General features: G+C 74.4%; 16 protein-coding genes. 5 read left to right on the top strand and 11 right to left on the bottom strand.

Annotated elements, in window-relative coordinates; translation table 11 throughout:
• Positions 1 to 257 precede the first annotated feature (257 nt).
• From EDD40_RS18980 to EDD40_RS18955, 6 genes are all read right to left on the bottom strand, one after another.
• Complete coding sequence (locus EDD40_RS18980; RefSeq protein ID WP_123744111.1) at positions 258 to 1,022, bottom strand: S1 family peptidase; 765 nt, start codon at positions 1,020 to 1,022, stop codon at positions 258 to 260.
• A gap of 150 nt (positions 1,023 to 1,172) precedes the next feature.
• Positions 1,173 to 2,228 carry a class II fructose-bisphosphatase gene (gene glpX, locus EDD40_RS18975; RefSeq protein ID WP_123744110.1) on the bottom strand — a complete coding sequence of 352 codons (1,056 nt, stop codon included), beginning with the start codon at positions 2,226 to 2,228 and terminating at the stop codon, positions 1,173 to 1,175.
• 54 nt (positions 2,229 to 2,282) lie between these two features.
• A complete protein-coding gene (locus EDD40_RS18970) occupies positions 2,283 to 2,492 on the bottom strand; it encodes an exodeoxyribonuclease VII small subunit (protein ID WP_123744109.1) in 210 nt (69 codons plus the stop codon).
• Entirely contained in the window at positions 2,489 to 2,920 is a 432-nt protein-coding gene (locus EDD40_RS18965) for a sugar ABC transporter substrate-binding protein (protein ID WP_246037730.1), read from the bottom strand. The genes EDD40_RS18970 and EDD40_RS18965 overlap by 4 nt, the downstream gene beginning before the upstream one ends.
• The gene (gene xseA / locus EDD40_RS18960; protein WP_246037729.1) at positions 2,877 to 4,172 is read right to left on the bottom strand and encodes an exodeoxyribonuclease VII large subunit; all 1,296 of its coding nucleotides are present in this window, start codon (positions 4,170 to 4,172) and stop codon (positions 2,877 to 2,879) included. Before xseA ends, EDD40_RS18965 begins: the two co-directional genes overlap by 44 nt.
• The gene (locus tag EDD40_RS18955; protein ID WP_123744108.1) at positions 4,169 to 4,675 is read right to left on the bottom strand and encodes a lipid droplet-associated protein; all 507 of its coding nucleotides are present in this window, start codon (positions 4,673 to 4,675) and stop codon (positions 4,169 to 4,171) included. The genes xseA and EDD40_RS18955 overlap by 4 nt, the downstream gene beginning before the upstream one ends.
• Before the next feature lie 64 nt (positions 4,676 to 4,739).
• Here EDD40_RS18955 and EDD40_RS18950 point away from each other — a divergent pair, with 64 nt between their 5' ends.
• A complete protein-coding gene (locus EDD40_RS18950; protein WP_123744107.1) occupies positions 4,740 to 5,684 on the top strand; it encodes a 4-hydroxy-3-methylbut-2-enyl diphosphate reductase in 945 nt (314 codons plus the stop codon).
• A gap of 100 nt (positions 5,685 to 5,784) precedes the next feature.
• Here EDD40_RS18950 and EDD40_RS18945 read toward each other — a convergent pair whose 3' ends face one another.
• Positions 5,785 to 6,708 (bottom strand): hypothetical protein, encoded by a 924-nt coding sequence (locus tag EDD40_RS18945; RefSeq protein ID WP_148088839.1) that lies wholly within the window; start codon positions 6,706 to 6,708, stop codon positions 5,785 to 5,787.
• 294 nt (positions 6,709 to 7,002) lie between these two features.
• Between EDD40_RS18945 and EDD40_RS18940 the strand changes: the two genes are divergently transcribed.
• Both EDD40_RS18940 and EDD40_RS18935 read left to right on the top strand, forming a co-directional pair.
• Positions 7,003 to 8,886, top strand: coding sequence for an ABC transporter ATP-binding protein (locus EDD40_RS18940; RefSeq protein ID WP_123744105.1), 1,884 nt, complete (start codon positions 7,003 to 7,005; stop codon positions 8,884 to 8,886).
• 279 nt (positions 8,887 to 9,165) lie between these two features.
• A complete protein-coding gene (locus EDD40_RS18935) occupies positions 9,166 to 12,045 on the top strand; it encodes an AfsR/SARP family transcriptional regulator (protein WP_170185136.1) in 2,880 nt (959 codons plus the stop codon).
• A gap of 54 nt (positions 12,046 to 12,099) precedes the next feature.
• On the opposite strand, the gene EDD40_RS18930 is transcribed toward EDD40_RS18935, so the two are convergent.
• Positions 12,100 to 14,979, bottom strand: coding sequence for an AAA family ATPase (locus EDD40_RS18930; RefSeq protein ID WP_123744103.1), 2,880 nt, complete (start codon positions 14,977 to 14,979; stop codon positions 12,100 to 12,102).
• Complete coding sequence (locus EDD40_RS18925) at positions 14,976 to 16,118, bottom strand: exonuclease SbcCD subunit D (protein ID WP_123748126.1); 1,143 nt, start codon at positions 16,116 to 16,118, stop codon at positions 14,976 to 14,978. Before EDD40_RS18925 ends, EDD40_RS18930 begins: the two co-directional genes overlap by 4 nt.
• Positions 16,119 to 16,215: 97 nt before the next feature.
• On the opposite strand from EDD40_RS18925, the gene EDD40_RS18920 reads away from it, so the two are divergent.
• Complete coding sequence (locus EDD40_RS18920) at positions 16,216 to 17,154, top strand: DNA recombination protein RmuC (protein ID WP_123744102.1); 939 nt, start codon at positions 16,216 to 16,218, stop codon at positions 17,152 to 17,154.
• Positions 17,155 to 17,191: 37 nt separating this feature from the next.
• Complete coding sequence (locus tag EDD40_RS18915) at positions 17,192 to 17,995, top strand: DUF6542 domain-containing protein (RefSeq protein WP_148088838.1); 804 nt, start codon at positions 17,192 to 17,194, stop codon at positions 17,993 to 17,995.
• 4 nt (positions 17,996 to 17,999) lie between these two features.
• Here the strand turns inward: EDD40_RS18915 and EDD40_RS18910 are convergent, their stop codons facing one another.
• Entirely contained in the window at positions 18,000 to 18,497 is a 498-nt protein-coding gene (locus EDD40_RS18910) for a methylated-DNA--[protein]-cysteine S-methyltransferase (RefSeq protein ID WP_123744100.1), read from the bottom strand.
• Positions 18,494 to 19,762: an AlkA N-terminal domain-containing protein gene (locus EDD40_RS18905; protein WP_123744099.1), complete on the bottom strand. Its 1,269-nt coding sequence runs from the start codon at positions 19,760 to 19,762 to the stop codon at positions 18,494 to 18,496. The genes EDD40_RS18910 and EDD40_RS18905 overlap by 4 nt, the downstream gene beginning before the upstream one ends.
• Positions 19,763 to 19,803 lie beyond the last annotated feature (41 nt).

Here is a 19,803-nt window from a genome sequence, read left to right as displayed (position 1 = left end):
GCGGCCGAAGCGGACGAGGAAGGACCAGTCGGGGACGTGGCCGGGCCAGAAGCCTCGGACGTCCCGCAAGCCGTTGCCAGCAAAGCGATTGCCACCAGTGCTGCTCTGCGCATCTCGCGCACCCCCAGAGATCGTGCTGTGTACTGACCCTGGAGACGCCGACCCGGAGGCCCTGGTTGCAGCGGCCCCGGTAACGAATCGGGAAGGGCCGCCCCACCCGGAGGAGGGACGGCCCTTCGACCGCGTGACCGAGCCGCTCAGACCGCGCCCGCGTACTGGCTGATCCACGAGCGGAACGCCGGCACGTCCATGTAGATCGACGGCGCGGTGGCGCAGGTGGAGCTGTTGTTGCCCGCACGGCTGGTGGCGCCGATCAGCTGCCACACACCGTTCACGGACTTGACCTGCGGGCCGCCCGAGTCGCCGTAGCAGGCGCCCGCGTTGCCGTTCGGGTTGTTGGTGCAGATCTCGTACGAGCCGTAGATCCCCAGGCAGCTGCCGTCCGACACGATCGACGTGTTCAGCTCCTGCAGGATCGTCGGCGCGCCGCAGCCGCCGCGCGGGGCGCACGTCTGGCCCCACCCGATGATGCGGGTGGCCGTGCCGACCGCGCCCGACGACGCCGCCACCGCGATCGGCGTCTGGCCCACCGAGGTGGACAGGCGCACGAGCGCGATGTCGTACGACGCGTTGGTCACGATCTGCGCGCCGGTCGCGACCGTGCCGCCGCTGGTGCGGTTGGTCGTGCCGATGCGGGCCCGGATCGAGGACGCCGACCGGCCCTGCACGCAGTGCTTGGCCGTGACGACCCAGTTGGCCTTGATCAGCGAGCCGCCGCAGAAGTGGCTGCCCGTGGTGCTCTGCAGGGAGACCATCCACGAGTAGGTCTGCGTGGCGTTGCCGCCGCCCACGATGAACGGGGTGACGCCGTCGGTCGCCGGGGCCGCCGCCGCCCCGGCCGCCGAGGCGAGAGCCGCGCCGATCGCCACCGCGAAGGCGGTGAACAGGGTACGAACCTTCATCGCTTCCTCTCCGTCCCCGGCGCAGGGTGCTCGGGGACGGAACGGAAACTAGGGATGAACGCGACGTGATCACCACAGCCGATCGGCCGGTAACACTCGGTTCACAGTTGACAGCGCTCGGTGCCGGTCGGCCCGCGGGGCGCCCGCCGGCTAGGGGAGCGGCGGCAGCGCGTCCTGGCCGGTGACCGGGATGTCGAAGTCGACCGACGAGTACTCGCGCAGCTTGGTCAGCCGGTGGAAGCCGTCGATCATCCGCACCGTGCCGGACTTCGAGCGCATCACGATCGACTGGGTCGTGCAGCCGCCCGCCCGGTAGTGCACGCCGCGCACCAGGTCGCCGTCCGTCACGCCGGTGGCGCAGAAGAACACGTTGTCGCCGCGCACCAGGTCGTCGGTCAGCAGCACGCGGTCCAGGTCGTGGCCCGCGTCCAGCGCCTTCTGCCGCTCCTCGTCGTCCTTGGGCCACAGCTTGGCCTGGATCGCGCCGCCCATGCACTTCAGCGCCGCCGCCGCGATGATCCCCTCCGGCGTGCCGCCGATGCCGACCAGCAGGTCGATGCCGGTGTTCGGCCGGGCCGCCGAGATCGCGCCCGCCACGTCGCCGTCGGAGATGAAGTGGATCCGGGCGCCCGCCGCGCGCACCTCGCCGACCAGCGACTCGTGCCGCGGCCGGTCCAGGACGCACACCGTCACGTCGGAGACGTCGCTGTGCTTGGCCTTCGCCACCCGGCGGATGTTCTCCGCGATCGGCGCGGTGATGTCGATGACGTCCGCCGCCTCCGGTCCGGTGGCGAGCTTCTCCATGTAGAACACCGCCGACGGGTCGAACATCGCGCCGCGCTCGGCGACCGCGAGCACCGCGAGGGCGTTCGGCATCCCCTTGGCCATCAACGTGGTGCCGTCGATCGGGTCGACCGCCACGTCGCACTCGGGGCCGTTGCCGTCGCCGACCTCCTCGCCGTTGAACAGCATGGGCGCCTCGTCCTTCTCGCCCTCGCCGATCACGACCACGCCGCGCATGGAGACGGTGCCGATCAGCTTGCGCATGGCGTCCACCGCCGCGCCGTCGCCGCCGTTCTTGTCGCCGCGGCCCACCCAGCGCCCGGCGGCCATCGCGGCCGCCTCGGTCACCCGGACGAGTTCCAGCGCGAGGTTCCGGTCGGGTGCCTCGCGACGGCGCTCGGACGGGCTGCTGCCTGTGACCATGAGGTTCCTCCTGCGACTGCGATTACCGGCCGGTAGACCAATCCTCGCACGTCATCACACCTCGGCCACGTCCTCCTCGGTCACACTGAGTGCTTGATCGATCCGCTCCCGGGCGCCCGCGAGCTGCCGCTCGCACGTCTTCGCCAAGGCCTCGCCGCGTTCCCACAGCGCCAGCGAGTCCTCCAGCGACAGCCCGCCCGCCTCCAGCCTGCGGACCACCTCCACCAACTCGTCCCTGGCCTGCTCGTAGCCCGGCTCGCTCACGTGGACAACTTCCCCAATCGGTTCTGGACGTGCACCACGACGGTGGCGACCGCCTGGTCGTAGCCGATGAACGCCTCGGCGAACTCCGCGCCGTCGCCCTCGCGCACGGCGTCGTCGATGCGGTGCTCGGCGGCGGCGACGCGCCTGCGGTGCACCGAGCCGTGGCCCAGCCACCACCGCATCCCGGCGTAGCCGGAGGTCGCCTCGGACAGGTCGTGTAACCGGTTGATCAACGTCTGCCTGCCCGACGTGCAACCGGCCACCAGGGCGAGCCAGCAGTCGGCGGCGGCCTGGTCGGCCGACTCGGCGCTGCTGCGCACGGCGCCGGCGCCTTCGTCGCCGGCCTCGCCCGCGGCGGCCACCGTCAAGGGCAGGAACGTGGGTTCACGTGCGGGGTTCGGCACCACCGCCTCCTTCTCGGGCCGCATCGCCGTCTCCGCCGGGGGGCGCTTCGCCGTCCCCTCCGGAGGTGACGGCCGCGTGCACCGCGCCGTCGGCCACGCGCACCCTCAACCGGGTGCCCGCGGGAGCTTGGGAGGTCGAGCGGAGCACGCCGTCGACCCCGTCGGGGGTGACCAGTTGGACCACCGCGTAACCCCGCGCCAGCGTGGCGGCAGGCCCGAGGGTCGTCAAGCGCGCCGTGGTCGCGGTCAGACCGGAGGTCTCCGAGTCGAGGCGGTTGCGCACCGCCCGCCGGGCCCGCTCGCGCAGCCGGTCCACGTCCTCCGCGCGCCGGTCCAGCGGGCCGTGCGGGTCGGCGAGCGCGGGCCGCGTGCGCAGCGCCGCGAGCAGCTTGCGCTCCCGGTCGACCCAGCCGTGCAGGGCGCGCCGGCTGCGGTCGCGCAGCTGGCGGATCCGCTCGCCCTCCTCCGCGACGTCCGGCACGACCCGCTTGCCCGCGTCGGTCGGCGTGGAGCACCGCAGGTCGGCCACGTGGTCCACCAGCGGGGTGTCCGGCTCGTGCCCGATCGCGGACAGCACCGGCGTGCGGCACTGCGCCACCGCCCGGCACAGCGCCTCGTCCGAGAACGGCAGCAGGTCCTCGACGCTGCCGCCGCCGCGGGCCAGCACGATGACGTCCACCTCGGGGTCGCGGTCCAGAGTCGACAGTGCGGTGAGGATCTGCGGCACGGCCAGGGCGCCCTGCACCGCGACGTTGACCACCCGGAACCGGGCGCCCGGCCAGCGGGCCTGCGCGTTGGTCAGCACGTCCCGCTCGGCGGCCGACGCGCGTCCCGTGACGAGGCCGATCTTGTTCGGCAGGAACGGCGGCCTGCGCTTGCGCCGGGGGTCGAACAGGCCCTCGGCGTCGAGCAGCTTGCGCAGGCGTTCGATCCGGGCCAGCAGCTCGCCGATGCCGACCTGCCGGATCTCGTCCACGCGCAGGCTCAGCGTGCCCCGGTTGGGGAAGAAGTTGGGCTTGCCGTGCACCACCACGCGGCTGCCCTCGGACAGTTGCAGCTCGCGCACCATGCCCACGGGCGCGGTCAGCTGCATCGACATGTCCACGGACGGGTCGCGCAGGGTCAGGAACGCCGTCGCCGTGCCCGGACGCGCGCTGAGCTGGGTGACCTGGCCCTCCACCCACACGTCGCCGAGCCGGTTGATCCAGTCGAAGATCTTGCGCGCGACCGTGCGCACCGGCCACGGGTTCTCGGGGCTGGACTTCTCCTCGGTCACTGGTTCTCGAGGTTCGCGATGCGGCGGGTGAGCATGCCGGTGAACTCGGGGCGGGCGGCGTGGGTGCGCTCGTGCGCCAGCAGCTCTTCGAGGTCTTCCGCGCTCAGCGTGCGCAACCGCGCCCTGAGCTGCGCCAACGACAGCTCGTCGTAGTTCGGCAGCACGGCGGGCGGCTCGGCGGCCAGGGCCTGCTCCTCCGCCGACCACGGGTCGTCGGCGTCGAGGCCGGCGCCGGCGTCGGCGGCCGGCGCCGCGCCGCCTTCGTCCTCGTCGAACGTCGCCCACTCGGGCTCCTGCTCCACGGGCCGCAGCACGGACAGCGCGTCGTCGCCCTTGATTGCGAGTTCCGTCACCCGCTGCTGGAGCCGCATGGACAGCTGCAAGGCCTCACTGACCACGGTGACCGGGAGGCCCGCGAGTTGCCCCGGGAGCTTCCGGGCCTGCTCGACGGCGGTGACCGCCAGTCCCGCGGCGAGGCGGACGGTCAGGGGCAGTGGCTTCATGCCCTACAGCCTGCCGCAGTCGGCCGTCGGATGCCTACATCCGGCACGCCGTACCCTGGTGGTCATGGACAAGCGAGTGCTCCTGGCCAAGCCGCGTGGCTACTGCGCCGGTGTGGACCGTGCCGTCGTGACCGTCGAGAAGGCGCTCGAGCAGTACGGCGCGCCGGTCTACGTGCGCAAGGAGATCGTCCACAACAAGCACGTCGTGGAGACGCTGTCCCGGCGCGGCGCGATCTTCGTCGACGAGACCGACGAGGTGCCCGAGGGCGCGCTCGTGGTGTTCTCGGCGCACGGCGTGTCGCCCGCCGTGCACGAGGAGGCCGCCTCGCGGCAGCTGCGCACCATCGACGCCACCTGCCCGCTGGTGACCAAGGTCCACAACGAGGCGAAGCGGTTCGCCCGCGAGGACTACGACATCCTGCTCATCGGTCACGAAGGGCACGAGGAGGTCGAGGGCACGTACGGCGAGGCGCCCTCGCACATCCAGCTCGTGGACACCGCCGAGGACGTCGACAAGGTCGTGGTGCGCGATCCGTCCAAGGTGGTCTGGCTCTCGCAGACCACGCTGTCGGTGGACGAGACGATGGTGCGGGTGCGGCAGCTGCAGGACCGGTTCCCGGACCTGCAGGAGCCCCCGTCGGACGACATCTGCTACGCGACGTCCAACCGGCAGACCGCGGTGAAGACGATGGCGCCGGAGTGCGACCTGGTGCTGGTGGTCGGGTCGAAGAACTCGTCCAACTCGGTGCGGCTGGTCGAGGTGGCGCTCCAGGCGGGCGCGCGGGCGTCGTACCTGGTCGACTACGCGAACGAGGTCGACCTCGCCTGGTTGGAGGGCGTGACGACGGTCGGCGTCACGTCGGGCGCGTCGGTGCCGGACATCCTGGTGATGGAGCTGCTGGAGTTCCTGGCGACGCACGGCTACGGCGACGTCGAGGAGATCACCACGGCGAACGAGAAGATCGCCTTCGCCCTGCCGCGCGAGCTGCGCAAGGACATGGTCCGCTAGGACGCGCGCCGGGGGTGGCGAGTGCTCGCCACCCCGGCCGGTCCGGCTTCGCTTCGCCCAGACCGGTGTCGCCCAGGTCCGGTCGCCCAGGCCCGGTCGGTCAGCCCCGGTCGTAGCGGTGGTCGGGCGCGTTCGGCGGCCACGCCACCCCGTCGTCCTTGTACCAGATCGGGTCGCAGACGCCGGTCTCGCCGCACTTCTTCGCCCGGTCGCGCCAGCCGGCCATCGCCAGCAGCCCGGCCTTGTCGCCGCGCGAGAGCACCTGGTTCCAGCTCGTCACGTCGTCCACGGTCCGCCCGCCCATGAGCGTGTACTGGCCGTGGAACTCGGCGAAGTAGTGGTTGAGCCCCATGTGGTGGCCGAACTCGTGCATCACCTTGAGCGCGATCTGGTAGCGGGCCTCCCGGTCGCCGTCGAGGCTGTCCTCCACCAGGTCGGTCCACTGCGGCAGGTGCGCGAAGCTGATGTTGCCGCCGGTGAGGGCCAGCCCCCGCCGGTCGAGCGTGGTGCCCGGGTAGGCGATCCCGATGGCGCTGGTGAGCTGCGGGTCGAAGGTGATGCTGATCTGGTTGGCCGGTCGCGGCGTGGTCAGGTACGGCTCGCCGTCGTAGTCGAGGTACTCCAGGCGCCCGCCGACCCACTTGTTGGTCTCCAGGACCATGGTGGAGAGCACCTCGTCGAAGCCCTCCAGCCACCGCTCCTCCTGCGCCAGCCTCGGGTCGTTCTCGGGCAGGCCGCGACGGTTGCGGTACAGCTTGACCGTGTAGTGGTCCATCAGCTCGTAATAGGCGGGATTGGTCAGGCCCCGGTACTGGGTGAGGTTGAAGCCGTACTGGTTCCGCTGGTCGCGCGCGTCACCGGCATAAGGGTCGACGAGCATCTTGTCCGGCTGGTAGGGCGTGCGCCCGAGGCTCGGGTCGAACGGGGGCGCGGCGGCCGAGGCGGGCGTGGTCAGCACCGCCGAGGCCAGCACCGCCGCGAGGGCGGCCACACCGAGGCGCGCTCGGCCGGTAATCGTGCGCATGGGAATTCTCCATTCGCGATCTGCGCGCGTCGGAAAACGCGCGAAAAGGCCGGAAAATGTCCCCCGGGGTGGTGGGGCGGCGGTGCTTCGACCCGGGTCAACCCGCCTGTCGGGAAAAGTCGTCCACGCGTTAGCGGCCCACTGGTGGTGGTTTTTATTCCATTCCGGCGGGCGCACGGGGAGTCCGCGGCGATCGTCGCACGGAGGTACGACAGCCCGGCTCGTGCGCGGCGTTGAGCTGCGCTGATCGTGAACGTGGTTGGCGCGGGGGTGAAGTTCGCGTTTCCTGGGACGATGAGCACCGTGCTGATCGGGGTGGAGAACGTGGCCACCCCCAAGTGGGCCCGTCGTCGTGGCGGGACGTCGGTGAGCTTGGGCAAGGCCCTCAAGAGCCTGCCGTCGGCGGTGGCGATGGTGGTCCGCCTCGCCTGGCGCACCTCGCCCCGGCTCACCGTGCTGGCCGGCGTGGTGCACGTGCTGTCCGGCTGCGTGACCGCGTTCGGGCTGCTCGCCACGGCCGACGTGTTCTCCGCGCTGCTGCGGGACGGGCCGACGCCGCAGCGGGTGGTGGAGGCGCTGCCCGCGCTGGCGGTGGTGGTCGGGTCGTTCGTGGTCCGCGCGTTGCTCGACACGGCGGTCGCCGCGGTGGAGAGCTCGCTGCGGCCCCGCGTCACCCGTGAGGCGAACGACGAGGTGACGGCGGTCCTCGTGCGCGCCCAGCTCCTCGCGTTCGAGGACGCCGACTTCCGCGAGCTGGCCCGGCAGGGCGGGCGGCGCGGCGTGCGCTCGCTGGAGAGCAGCCTGCGGTACCTGGCGGACCTGCTGTCCGGCGGCATCTCGCTGGTCGCGGCGGTGGTGACGGTCGGGTTCCTCAACCCGTGGCTGGCGCCGGCGCTGCTGCTGGCCGCGTTCGCGAACGCCTGGGCGTCGGCGCGGGCGTCCAAGCTGCGCTACGAGCACTTCCTCGACTCGGTGACCCGCAACACCCGCAAGGGCGTGGTGGAGGAGGTCGCCACCGAGCGCGACTTCGCGCTGGAGCGGCACGCCCTGACGTTGCAGGAACAGCTGCTCGGCGAGCACCGGCGCATCGCGGACAGCCTCATGGCCGACGAGATCCGGATGGCGCACCGCACGAACCTGGTGCGGCTGACCGGGCGTTCGCTGGCCGGCGTCGGCACCGCGATCGCCTACGTCGTGCTGGGCTTCCTGCTGCACACCGGCGGCATGGAGCTGGCGTTGGCGGGCACGGCGGTGCTGGCCATGCGCACCGGGTTCTCGTCGCTGGCGTCGACCACCCGGGCGGTCAACTCGCTGTACGAGGACTCCTTCTACATCGACTTCTACCGCAAGCTGCTGGTCGAGGGCGCGGAACGGGCGCAGGGCAGCTCGCCGGTCAAGGCGCCGGAGGACCCGGAGAGCATCACGCTCACCGACGTCTCGTTCACCTACCCGGGCGCGCCGAAGCCCGCGCTGCGCGAGGTGAACCTGACCGTGGCGAAGGGCGAGGTCGTCGCGCTGGTGGGGGAGAACGGCTCGGGCAAGACGACCCTCGGCAAGGTGCTGACCGGCCTGTACCCGGCGTCGTCGGGCACGGTGGCGTGGGACGGCGTCGACCTGGCCGAGGCCGACCCGCACTCGGTGCACTCGTCCATCGCGGTGATCGCGCAGGACCCGGCGCAGTGGCCGATGACCGCCCGGCACAACGTGACGGTCGGGCGGCTGGAGCGCGAGGACGACGAGGCGTGGCAGGAGGCGGTGGCGAAGTCGGGCGCGGACGAGGTGCTGGCGAGCCTGCCCGCCGGACCGGACACCGTGCTGTCGCGGCAGTTCAACGACGGGCAGGACCTGTCCGGCGGGCAGTGGCAGCGGATGGGCATCGCGCGCGGCATGTACCGGGACGCGGCGGTGCTGGTGGCCGACGAGCCGACGGCGGCGCTGGACGCCAAGGCGGAGGCGAGGGTGTTCGAGGGACTGCGGGAGGCGACCGCGCGGCGCACCACGATCCTGGTGACGCACCGGCTGGCGAACATCCGCAACGCCGACCGGATCGTTGTGCTCGACCAGGGCCGGATCATCGAGCAGGGCACGCACGAGCAGCTGATGGCGTTGCGCGGGCACTACTTCGAGCTGTTCGAGCTCCAGGCCTCGGCGTACCGGGGCGGCCTGCTCGCGTCCTAGCCGGCAGACGAGGACCACGACCGGGCGGCGGGTGGAGGGTGCCGCCCGGCGCCCGTCGCCCGGTCGTGGGGTCTGCCTCGCGGCGGCGGCGCGCGCGGGGGAGTCGTGGCTGTGGCCCTCCCCCAATGAAGGTCACAGCCGGCGACCCGTGTGGTCGAGCCTGGCGCACGCCGGTACAGCGGCGGTACACCGGCGGTCCACGGCCGGGGGGCCGCCGGTGCGCTACGTTCGGAACCGCCTCGGTCGTGGGGACGGCCGCGGCGCTGGGGAGTGTGCCGAGTGCTGTTCCGGGTCCTGGGCGCGGTCGACGTCGTGCGGTCCGACGGGGTGCGCGTTCCCGTCGACGCCCGGAAGCCGCGGGTGCTGCTGGCCACGCTGCTGCTGCACGCCGGCGAGTGGGTGAGCGTCGAGCGGCTGGTCGAGGCCCTCTGGCCGGAGGGCGCGCCGCCCTCGGCGGAGAAGAACACCAAGACCTACGTGTGGAAGCTGCGCGGGCTGCTCGGCGGCGAGCGGATCGACGGCGGTCGGGCCGGCTACCGGGTCCGGGTGGCGGAGGGCGAGCTCGACGCGCACCGGTTCGAGGCGCTGGTCCGGGCGGGACGGCGGCACGGGGACGCGGGCCTGCACCGGCAGGCGGAGGCGGCGTTCGCCGAGGCGCTGGGGCTGTGGCGCGGCGACCCGTTCCGCGACCTGGCGGGCCCCGACGCCGACAGCGTGCGGGCCAGGCTGGTCGAACGCCGGCTGACCGCGCTGGAAGGGCACGCGGCGGCGTCGTCCGCCCTGGGGTCGCACGAGGAGGCGGCGGTCGCGCTGGCCGGCCTGGTCGCGCGGCACCCGTTCCGGGAGCGGTTGCGGGGCGCGCTGATGACCGCGCTGTACCGGGCGGGCCGCCAGGCGGAGGCGCTGGACGTCTACGACGAGGGCCGCGTGCTGCTCGACCGGGAGCTGGGCCTGCGGCCGGGCGAGGAGCTGCGCCGGCTGCACCTGGACATCCTCAACCAGGACCCGAACCTGGCCGTCGACCGGGAGCCGGGCCCGTCCGGGTGGACCGGCCCCGCCCAGGTCCCCGCCGCCGTCGTCGGGTTCACCGGCCGTGCCGAGCACGTGCGGCGGCTCGACGGCCTGCTCCCGCGGACCGACGACCGGCAGCCCTCGCCGGTCGCGGTGATCACCGGCACCGGCGGCGTCGGCAAGACCGCCCTGGCCGTGCACTGGGCGCACCGCGCGCGCGACCGGTTCCCCGACGGGCAGCTCTACGTCGACCTGCGCGGGTACGACCCGGACCTGCCGGTCGGCCCCGGTGACGCGCTGTCGGGCTTCCTGCGCGCGTTGGGCGTCGACTCTCGGGACATCCCGCGCGACCTGGACGAGCGGTCCGCCGCGTTCCGGTCCCTGCTGGCGGGCCGCCGGGTGCTCGTGGTGCTCGACAACGCCCGCACGGCCGCCCAGGTCCGGCCGCTGCTGCCCGGGTCGCCGGGCTGCCTGGTGCTGGTGACCAGCCGCGACTCGCTGCGCGGGCTGGTCGCGAAGGACGGCGCGACCCGGCTGCGCCTCGACCTGCTGCCCGCCGACGAGGCCCGCGACCTGCTGCGCGCGTTGATCGGCGACCGCGCGGCGGCGGACCCGCGCGCGGCGGACGTCCTGGCGGAGCTGTGCGCCCGGCTGCCGCTGGCCCTGCGCCTGGCCGCCGAGCTGGCCACCGGCCGGCCCTCCGCGTCGCTGGCCGACCTCGTCGGCGAGCTGACCCGCGAGCAGGACCGGCTGGACCGGCTCGACGACGACGCCGACCCCCACGCGGCGCTGCGGTCGGCGTTCTCGTGGTCCTACCGGCAGCTCTCCCCGGCGGTCGCCCGGGTGTTCCGGCTGCTGGGCGCGCACCCGTGCCACGAACTCGGTCTCGCCGCCGTCGCCGCGCTGACCGGCTCCGACGAGGCCACGGCCCGGCGGCACGTCGACGTCCTGGTCCGGTCGCACCTCGTGGAGACCACCGCCGACGGCCGGTTCCAGATGCACGACCTGCTGCGCGCCTACGCCCGCGGCCTGGCCGCCGAGGTGGACGCCGCCGACGGGCGGGCCGCCGCGCTGCACGCCCTGGCCGACCACTACGTGCGCGTGGCGGCGGTCGCGATGGGCCTGTTCGACCCCGCGGACCCCGCCGACCCCGCCGGGCGGCGGTCCGCGCCGGCGCCGACCGACCCGACCACCCGTGCCGACGCGGTGGCGTGGCTGGAGGCCGAGCGGGCGAACCTCCTCGCGGTCGCCGAGCACGCGGCCCGGCACGGCGACGCCGGGCACGCGGAGGAGCTGACCGCCACGCTGTGGCGCTACTTCCACGTCCGCGGCCACCACGACGAGTCCCTCGCCCTGCACACCCACGCCCTGGTGGCCGGCCGGCGGCGGGCGGACCGCGTCGCCGAAGGGGTCGCGCTCACCGGTCTCGGCGTGGCGTGCGAGCGGCTGGGCCGCTACGAGGAGGCGTTGCGCCACCACGAGCGGGCCGTCGCGGTCGGGCGGGAGACCGGTGACGTGAGCTTCACCGGCCGGGCGCTGAAGAACCTGGGTGTCGTGCTGCGCCGCCTCGGGCGCCACGACGAGTCGCAGCGGAGCTTCCAGGAGGCGCTGGCCATCGCCAGGGCCATCGGCAACCGGCGCGGCGAGGCGGGCGTGCTGTGCAGCCTGGCGCTGGTGCACGAGGCGTCGGGGCGCTACGAGGAGGCGCTGCGGCACGTGGAGCGGGCCCTGGCGGCCGTGCCGGACGTCGACAACGACCACGCGCTGGTGGACCACCTCCAGGCGAACCTGGGGCTGGTCCACCTCCGGTTGGGCCGCTGGGAGGTCGCCGGGAAGCACCTGGACGAGGCGCTCGCGGGCGCGCGGGCGACCGGCAACCGCGACCTGGAGGCCGAGGTGCTCGACACCCTGGGCGAACTGGCGACCGCCGAGGGCGACCCGGGCCGCGCGGTGGACCACCACCACGAGGCGTTGGCGCTGACCCGCCGCACCGGCGACCGGCACGAGGAGGCCCGCGCCCACGACGGTCTGGCCCGCGCCCACGCGGCCTGGGGCAGGCCGGAGGACGCCCGCCGGCACCGGCTGCTCGCCACGCGCCGGGCGCCCGGCGCGCGTCCGGTCGACGGTGGGAGTCGAGCGCCGGGGTGACGCACGGGCGCCGTCAGCGGCCGCCGAGGTCCGGGGGTCTCCGCGTGACCGGGGTCAGGCCGTCAGCTCCAGCGAGGAACCCTCCCGGGCCTTGCGGACGCGCAGCCGGGTCGGGATGCGCTGCCGCAGCTCCTCCACGTGCGAGACGAGGCCGACGACCCGGCCGCCGGCGCGCAGCTCGTCCAGCGTGGTCATCACCAGCTCCAGCGTCTCGGCGTCGAGCGTGCCGAAACCCTCGTCGATGAACAGCGTGTCCAGCACGGCTCCCGCCGCGACCACGTCGGCCAGGCCGAGGGCCAGGGACAGCGACGCCAGGAACGACTCGCCGCCGGACAGCGTCTTCGCCGGCCGCTGCTGCCCCGAGTAGTCGTCCATGACGTCGAGGCCCAGCCCGCCCCTCGTGCCCCGCGGACCGGCCTCGACCGAGTGCACGAACCGGTAGCGGCCCTGGCTCATCCGCTCCAGCCGGGCGCCGGCGGCCACCGCGACCTCCTCCAGCCGGGCGGCCAGCACGTAGGTGCGCAGGGTCATGCTCTTGGTGTTCTGCCCCGACCCGTTGATCACGTCGGTCAGCGCGTCCAGCTCGGCGAACTCCGCCTCCACCGGCTCCAGCCGCAGCCACGCGTCGCGGAGCTGCCCGGCCAGGTCGGCGGCGCGGGCGGCCCTGGTGCGGGCGTTGGTCAACGCGGTGGCGGCCTCGGTCGCGCCGTCGCTCGCCACCCGGAACCGCTCCTCCGCGCCCGCCACGTCGACCTCGGTGTCCGGGTCGGTGTCGGGCAGCTCGGCCAGCGTGCTCTCGGCCGCCGTCCGGGTGTTCTCGACCTCGCGGATCCGGGTCTCCAGCTCGGCGACGGCGGAAGCCGGGCGGGCCGCGGCCAGGGCGTCGGCCACGTCGGCGAACCCGGCCAGCGACGCCAGCCGCGCCACCTCCAGCCGCTGGTCGGCCAGCCGCTCCTCGTGCTCGGCCACGGCGGCGCGGCGCGCGGCCAGCCCGGTCACCGCGTCCGCCAGGTCGCCGAGGTGCGCCCGCCGGGTCACCACGTCCGGGAACTCGCCGCGCGCCTCCTCCAGCCGCGCGCCCCGCTCCTCGACGGCCTCGACCAGCTGCGCCCGCTGCGCGCCCGCCTCGGCCAGCTCGCGCTCCAGCGCGCCGCGCCGGTCGAGCGCGCGGCGCACCTCGGCCTCCAGCTCCGCCAGCGCGGCCTGCCTGCTCTCCAGCTGCTCGGCCCGCGCGGCGACGGACCGGTGCTCGCGGTCCAGCTCGGCCGGCGGCCGGTCGCCCAACTGCTCGCGCAGCAGCGCCAGCCGCTCGCCCAGCCGGTGCGACTCCCGCTCGGCCCGCTGACGCCGGTCCAGGGCCCGCTGGTCCTCGTCGGCGGCGCGGTCCTCGTCCAGGGCCGTCACCGCGTCCGGCACCGGCCGCGCCGGCGACGGGTGCTCGGCCGAACCGCACACCGGGCACCCGTGGCCCGCGCGCAGCTGCCCGGCCAGCTCGACCGCCATGCCGTCCAGCCGGTCCCGGCGGATCCGCAGCAGCTTCTCCCGGGCCGCCTGCTGCGCGTCCACCGCGTCCCGCCGGGCCTCGTCCGCCTCCCGGAACGCCCGCTCGACGCGCGGCAGCTCGGCCGCGGCGCCGGCCAGTCCCGCCACCTGCGGCAGCCGGGCGGCGGCCTCGGCCGACTCCTCGACCGCGCTCCTCGCGGCGGACAGCCGGTGCGGCACCTCGTCCAGCTGCGCGACCAGCGTGGCCAGCCCCTGGGACGTGGTGGCGACGTCGCGGTCCAGCTGCGCGATCCGCCGCTGGTCCGCGCGCTGCCGTTCGGCTTCGGCGGCCAGCCCGGTCAGGCCGCCCGCCTCCTCGCGGAAGCGCTCGCCGTCACCGCGGAGATCCACGCCCTCGTAGCCCAGCGCGGACACGGCGGAGGCCGCCGCCCGCTCCTGGGCGACGGCGGCGTCGAGCTCGCGGGCCAGCTTCACCGCGCGTTCCTGGGCGGGCACGACGACCGCCGCCTGCCGGGCCGCGTCGCGTTCGGCGACCCACGCCCGCAGGCTCGGCTCGACCTCGGCGTACCGGTCGAGGTGGCGGCGCGCGTCCCGCACCCGGCGGACCCGTTCCTGCCGCGCCCGCGCCTCCTGCCAGTCCCGCTCGGCGAGGGCGCGCCGGTCGGACGCCTCGGCCGAGACCTGCTCGGCGTCGCGCTCGTCCTCGTCCAGCCGCTTGAGCAGGGAGCTGAGCCACTCCTGGTCGCCGCCGCCCGCCGGCGGCTCCTCCAGCGCGACCTCGGCGACCCGCAGCGCCAGGTCGTGGCGCGCCCGGCCGAGCTGCTCGACCTCGCGCCTGCGCTCCGCGCGGCGTTCCCGGAACCACTTCTCCACGTCCAGGAACCGCTCCGTGCCGAACAGCTTCTCCAGCAGCTTCTCCCGCTCGGCGGTCTCCGCGCGCAGGAACCGGGCGAACTCGCCCTGCGGCAGCAGCACCACCTGGAAGAACTGCTCGGCGGTCATCCCGAGCAGGCCCTCGACCTCGCGGGCCACGTCGTCGATGCGGCTGTGCCCCTCGCCGGTCCACCCGCTGACCCACGTCAACGACACCTGCGCCTGCTGGCGGGTCGCGCCGTCGCCGCGCTTCTTCGGCCGCTCGTACTCGGGGCTGCGCTTGATCCGGAACCGCCGGCCGCGCACGGTCAGCTCCAGCTCCACGTACGTGGGCGTGTCGCGGTCGGCGTAGTCGCAGCGCAGGCGCTTCACGTCGCCGCGCGCGCCGGGCACCTTGCCGAACAGCGCGAACGCCACCGCGTCGAGCAACGTCGTCTTGCCCGCGCCCGTGTCGCCGTGCAGGAGGAACAGGCCGTCCGCGCCCAGCAGGTCGAAGTCGACCTCCTCGCGCACCGCGTACGGGCCGAACCCGCTCACCGCCAACCGGTGCAGCTTCACGCCTCGTCCTCCCGGGCCGCCGCGGCGAACGCCTCGCGCAGCAGGTCGAGCTCCCGCGGGTTCGGCTGCTCGCCGCGCACGTCCTCGACGAAGCAGCAGGCGATCTCCTCGTCGTCGCGCCCGCGCACCCGTTCGGCGAACCGCAGCTCACCGGTCCGCCCGCCCTCCGGCCGCCACTCCACGTGCACCGCGTGCGGGAACCGCTTCTGCAGCCGGCGCAACGCGTCCAGCGGCCGCACCCGGTCGGTCAGCGTGACGGACAGGAAGTGGTCCTCCACCGGCTCGTGCGCCGGGTCCAGCAGCAGGTCATCGAGCGCGCCGCTCAGCGTCGACAGCGCGCGGGGCACCGGCAGCGAGTGCCGCCGCGCCCCGGCGAGCCCGCCCGCGTCCAGCTCGACCAGCCACACCGACTTGCGGTGCCGCGCCTCGGAGAACGAGTACGCCACCGGGCTGCCCGAGTACCGCAGGTGCTCCGCCAGCGTCTGCTGCCCGTGCAGGTGGCCCAGCGCCACGTAGTCGACCCCGGCGAACACCGCGCCCGACACGTCCTGCACCCCGCCCACCGCGATGGTGCGCTCCGACTCGCACGGCTCGCCGCCGGTGACGAACGCGTGCGCGAGCACGACCGACCGCGTGTTCTCGCGGACCGCCAGGTCCTGCTTCACCAGCCGCATCGCCTCGGTGAGCACGCCGCCGTGGCCCTTGGCCTCCACGCCGAGCGCGTGCCGCGCCGTCTCCGGCTCCAGGAACGGGATCCCGTACACCGCGACCGGGCCGTGCTCGTCGGCGAACAGCACCGGGTCGTGCAGCTCGGCCACGCGCGTGCGCAGGTGCAGGCCGCCCGCCTCGGCGAACGCGCCCAGGAAGCCCAGCCGGGCCGCCGAGTCGTGGTTGCCGGGCGTGATCACGATCTTCGCGCCCGCCTCGCGGATGCGCTTGAGCACCCGGGAGCACACCGCGACGGCTTCCGCGTTCGGCACCGCCCGGTCGAACAGGTCTCCCGCCACCACGACCGCGTCCACCCGCTCGTCCGACACGGTGTCGGCGAGGCCGCCGAGCACCGACTCCTGCTCTTGCAGCAGGTCACGGCCGTGGAAGGTGCGCCCCACGTGCCAGTCGGACGTGTGCAGGATCTTCACGGCGGCCACGGTAGGGCCGTTCGGCCGTCCGATCGGCCAACCCGCTCGGCGTGTCGCTCGAACGTGTGGTCGGACACCTGTGCGCGATGATCAGGGCATGACAGCGGTCCTCAGCACGGCGGCGGTGGTCGTGGCGCTCCTGCTCGCGGGCGCGCTGGTGTTCCTCTGGCGGCTCTACCAGGACAGCGTGCGGCGCACCGACGCCGCGCTGGCCGCGGTGCAGGCCGAACGGGAACGCGGCGACGCGCAGTGGGCGGCGCTGCAGCGCTACGAGGTGGCGTTCTCCTCGGTCAGCGGTCGCGGCGAGCTCGGCGAGAAGGTGCTGGTGGAGACGGCGCGGGTGCTCGGCCTGCGCGAGGGCATCCACTTCGACCTGCAGGTGGACGTGGCGGGCGGCGGTTCGGTGCGACCGGACCTGGTGCTCAACGTCGGCGGCGGGCGGCGGGTGCCCGTCGACGCGAAGATGAGCATGGCGACCTGGGCGGAGGCGGTGGAGACCGACAACGCGGCCGAGCGCGTCGACGCGCTGCGGGTGCACGTGCGCAACATCCGGTCGCGGGCCGCGGAGCTGGCGGGCAAGGGCTACCAGCGGTGGGCCGACGCCATCTACGGGACGATCATGTTCGTGCCGAACGACGGCGCGGTGGTCGCGGCCCTGGACACCGACCCGGAGCTGCTGCGCTGGCTGCTCGACCGGCGGGTGTTCCTGTGCGGGCCGACCGGGTTCGCGGTGATCGCGTCGGCGGCGATGTTCGCGGTGACCGACCGCGCGCTGGCCGACGACGTCGAGCAGGTCAGGGCGGCGGCGTCGCGGGCGCACCGGGCGGCGGACGGCGCCATCGACGCGGTGAACCTGTCGAGCACGCACCTTCAGCGGTTCCTGTCGGCGCGGCGGCGCGAGCTGGACGCGCTGGAGGGTTTCCGGGCCGCCGTGGAGCCGCTGAGCAACGCGTCGTCCGACGTCACACCCCTGCCGCCGGTGAGGCGGACGGACGAGGCCGGCCTCGGTGCACCCTTGGACGCCCGGGAGGCGTAATAGAGTGTGCCGGGACTGAGCCGAACGAGGAGTGTGCGTGACCGCTGCAATGCGTGACGACTCGCGCAGCGAGCCGGAGGACGACGAGTTCGCCGCCGTCCGCTGGAACGACCGCGCCATGTTCGGCAGCTTCCGGGGCCTGCCCTGGTGGGCGGCCGTGCTCATCGCCTTCGTGGTGGCCATCGTCGGCACGTTCGTCGACGTGAACTCGGCCGCGAAGACCGTGGGCTGGGTGTTCGCCGTCACGTTCTTCGTGGGCTGCGTCGGGGCGGTGGTGTTCGTCGAGCGGCGCTCGATGTTCGGCCCGATCGTCCAGCCGCCGCTGGTGCTGGCGATCGTGGTGCCCATCCTGGTGGTCGTGACGCAGGGCATGCCCAGCGGCGGGCTGGCGGCGATGGGCCTGGCGCTGGGCAAGCCGTTGATCGACGGGTTCCCGGCGATGGCGATCACCACCGCGTGCACGGTGATCATCGGCATCGTGCGGGTGAGCACCCAGAAGGACCCGAACCGGCTGACCAAGGACGAGATCCGCGAGGCCAAGCGCAAGCCGGACAAACCGCGCCGCGCCGACCGCCCGGACCGCGCGGACCGCTCCGACCGCGCCGACCGTCCCGCCCGCGCCGAGCAGCCCGACCCGGACGAGCGCCCGAAGAAGCGCCCCCGGGCCGACCGCACCGCCGACGCGCCCGCCGACCGCCGCCGCCAGTCCCCGACGGCCGACGAGGACCGCCCCAAGCGCCCCCGCCCGCCGGCCTCCACCCCGGACCGCCCCCGCCGCCCCGCCCCGCCCCGCGAAGGCGGCCGCCCCCCGCGCCGCCCCCGTCCGCGCGACGAGGACTGACGCGTCAGGACTCGTGCGCCAGCAGCCACCGCTTCACGTCCGGACCCCAGCGGAAGTTGCCGATCGCGCCGCCCGTGCGGATCACCCGGTGGCACGGCACGAACAGCGTCGCCGCGTTGCGGGCGCACGCGGTCGCGGCGGCGCGGACGGCCGACGGCCGGCCCGCCAGCAGGGCGTAGTCGGCGTAGCTGACCGGCTTGCCCGCCGTGACGGTGCGCAGCGCCTCCCACGCCTGCTGCATGAACTCGCCCCCGCGCTGCCGGACCGGGACGTCGACGATCGCGTCCAGGTCGCCGGCGTGGTAGGCGCGGACGGCCTTGGTCACCGCGCCGAGGTCGCGGCGGTGCGCCAGGGTCGTCGGGCGCAGTGACGGCGAGACCTGGGGCAGCAGCTCGTCCACGTCCGCGGTCCACCCGCTGGCCAGGACGGCGCCGTCCATGGCGACGACGGCGGTGAAAGGGCTGATCGGCGTGTCGACGGTCGACACGTGGCCGGTGCTCACGCGGTCCTCCTCAAGTGCATCGCGGCGTACGAGCGCCAAGGGCGCCACGCGATGTTGTCGCTGGTCAAAGGGATGTCAGGGGCGCCGAGCACGCGCATCACCACGTACGAGGCGACCTTCGGGCCGATGCCCGGGAACGCCGACAGCTCGGCGTGCAGCTCGTCCGCGTCCCGGCCCACGTCGACCCGCAGCGTGCCGTCCGCCAACGCCCGCGCCACCGGCGAGTCGATCGCCGACGGCGCCGGGTACAGGTGCGTCACCGGGCCGTCGGGCTGCTCCAGCGGCTCGCCCGGCGCGTCGTGGCCGAGCGCTCTGAGCAGGGTCTCCGCGCCGTCGACGCTGCCCGGCAGCCGCACGCCCGGCCGGGCGACGACCGAGGGCCGCAACGCCGGGTCGGCGGACAGGAAGTCGTCCACGGCCACCGGGTCGGCGTCCAGGTCCAGCAGCCGCCGCACCCGGCTCACCGCGCTGCCCAGGTCGCGCAGGTCGGTCAACCGCAGCGAGCACGACACGTGCCCCGCCGCCGGCTCCAGCCGCACGGTCGCCTGCCCGTGCGGCAGGCGCAACGACCGCGCGTAGCACCGGTCCGTCACGTGCTCGACGCCCGCGATCGCGTGCGCCCGGAAGTACGCCAGCAGGCCCTCCGCGTCGAACGGCGGCCGGTACGGCAGGCGCAGCGTGATGCGGCCCGCCGCGCCCGACGCCGCGCGGGTCGAGCGCATCGCCGAGGGCGTGGTCGCGAACACCGTCCGGATCGTGTCGTTGAACTGCCGCACGCTGGCGAAACCGGCCGCGAACGCGATGTCGGCGAACGACAGGTCGGTCGTCTCGATCAGCAACCTCGCCGAGTGCGCGCGGTGCGCGCGGGCCAGCGCCAGCGGACCGGCGCCCAGCTCGGCCCTCAGCACGCGGGTCAGGTGTCGTTCCGAGTAGCCCAGCTGCCCGGCGAGCCCCGGCACGCCCTCCCGCTCCACCACGCCGTCGGAGATCAGGCGCATGGCCCGGGCGGCCAGGTCGGCCCGCAGGTTCCACTCCGGCGAGCCGGGCACGGCGTCCGGCAGGCACCGCCGGCACGCCCGGTAGCCGGCGGACTGCGCCGCCGCCGCGGTCGGGTAGAACTCCGCGTTGCGGCGCTTCGGCGTCACGGCGGGGCAGGACGGCCGGCAGTAGATCCGGGTCGTGCGCACCGCGAGGATGAAGCACCCGTCGAAGCGGGCGTCGCGGGCGGCGACGGCCCGGTAGGCGCGTTCGTCGTCGAGGAGCATGGGGCCCACTCTGCCAGCGGCGGGACGTGGGGTCTCGCGGG

This window comes from Saccharothrix texasensis, assembly GCF_003752005.1.
GTDB classification, from domain to species: Bacteria; Actinomycetota; Actinomycetes; order Mycobacteriales; family Pseudonocardiaceae; genus Actinosynnema; species Actinosynnema texasense.
Note: the sequence above shows the minus strand (reverse complement) of the source record. Positions and strands in the feature narration are given on the sequence as shown.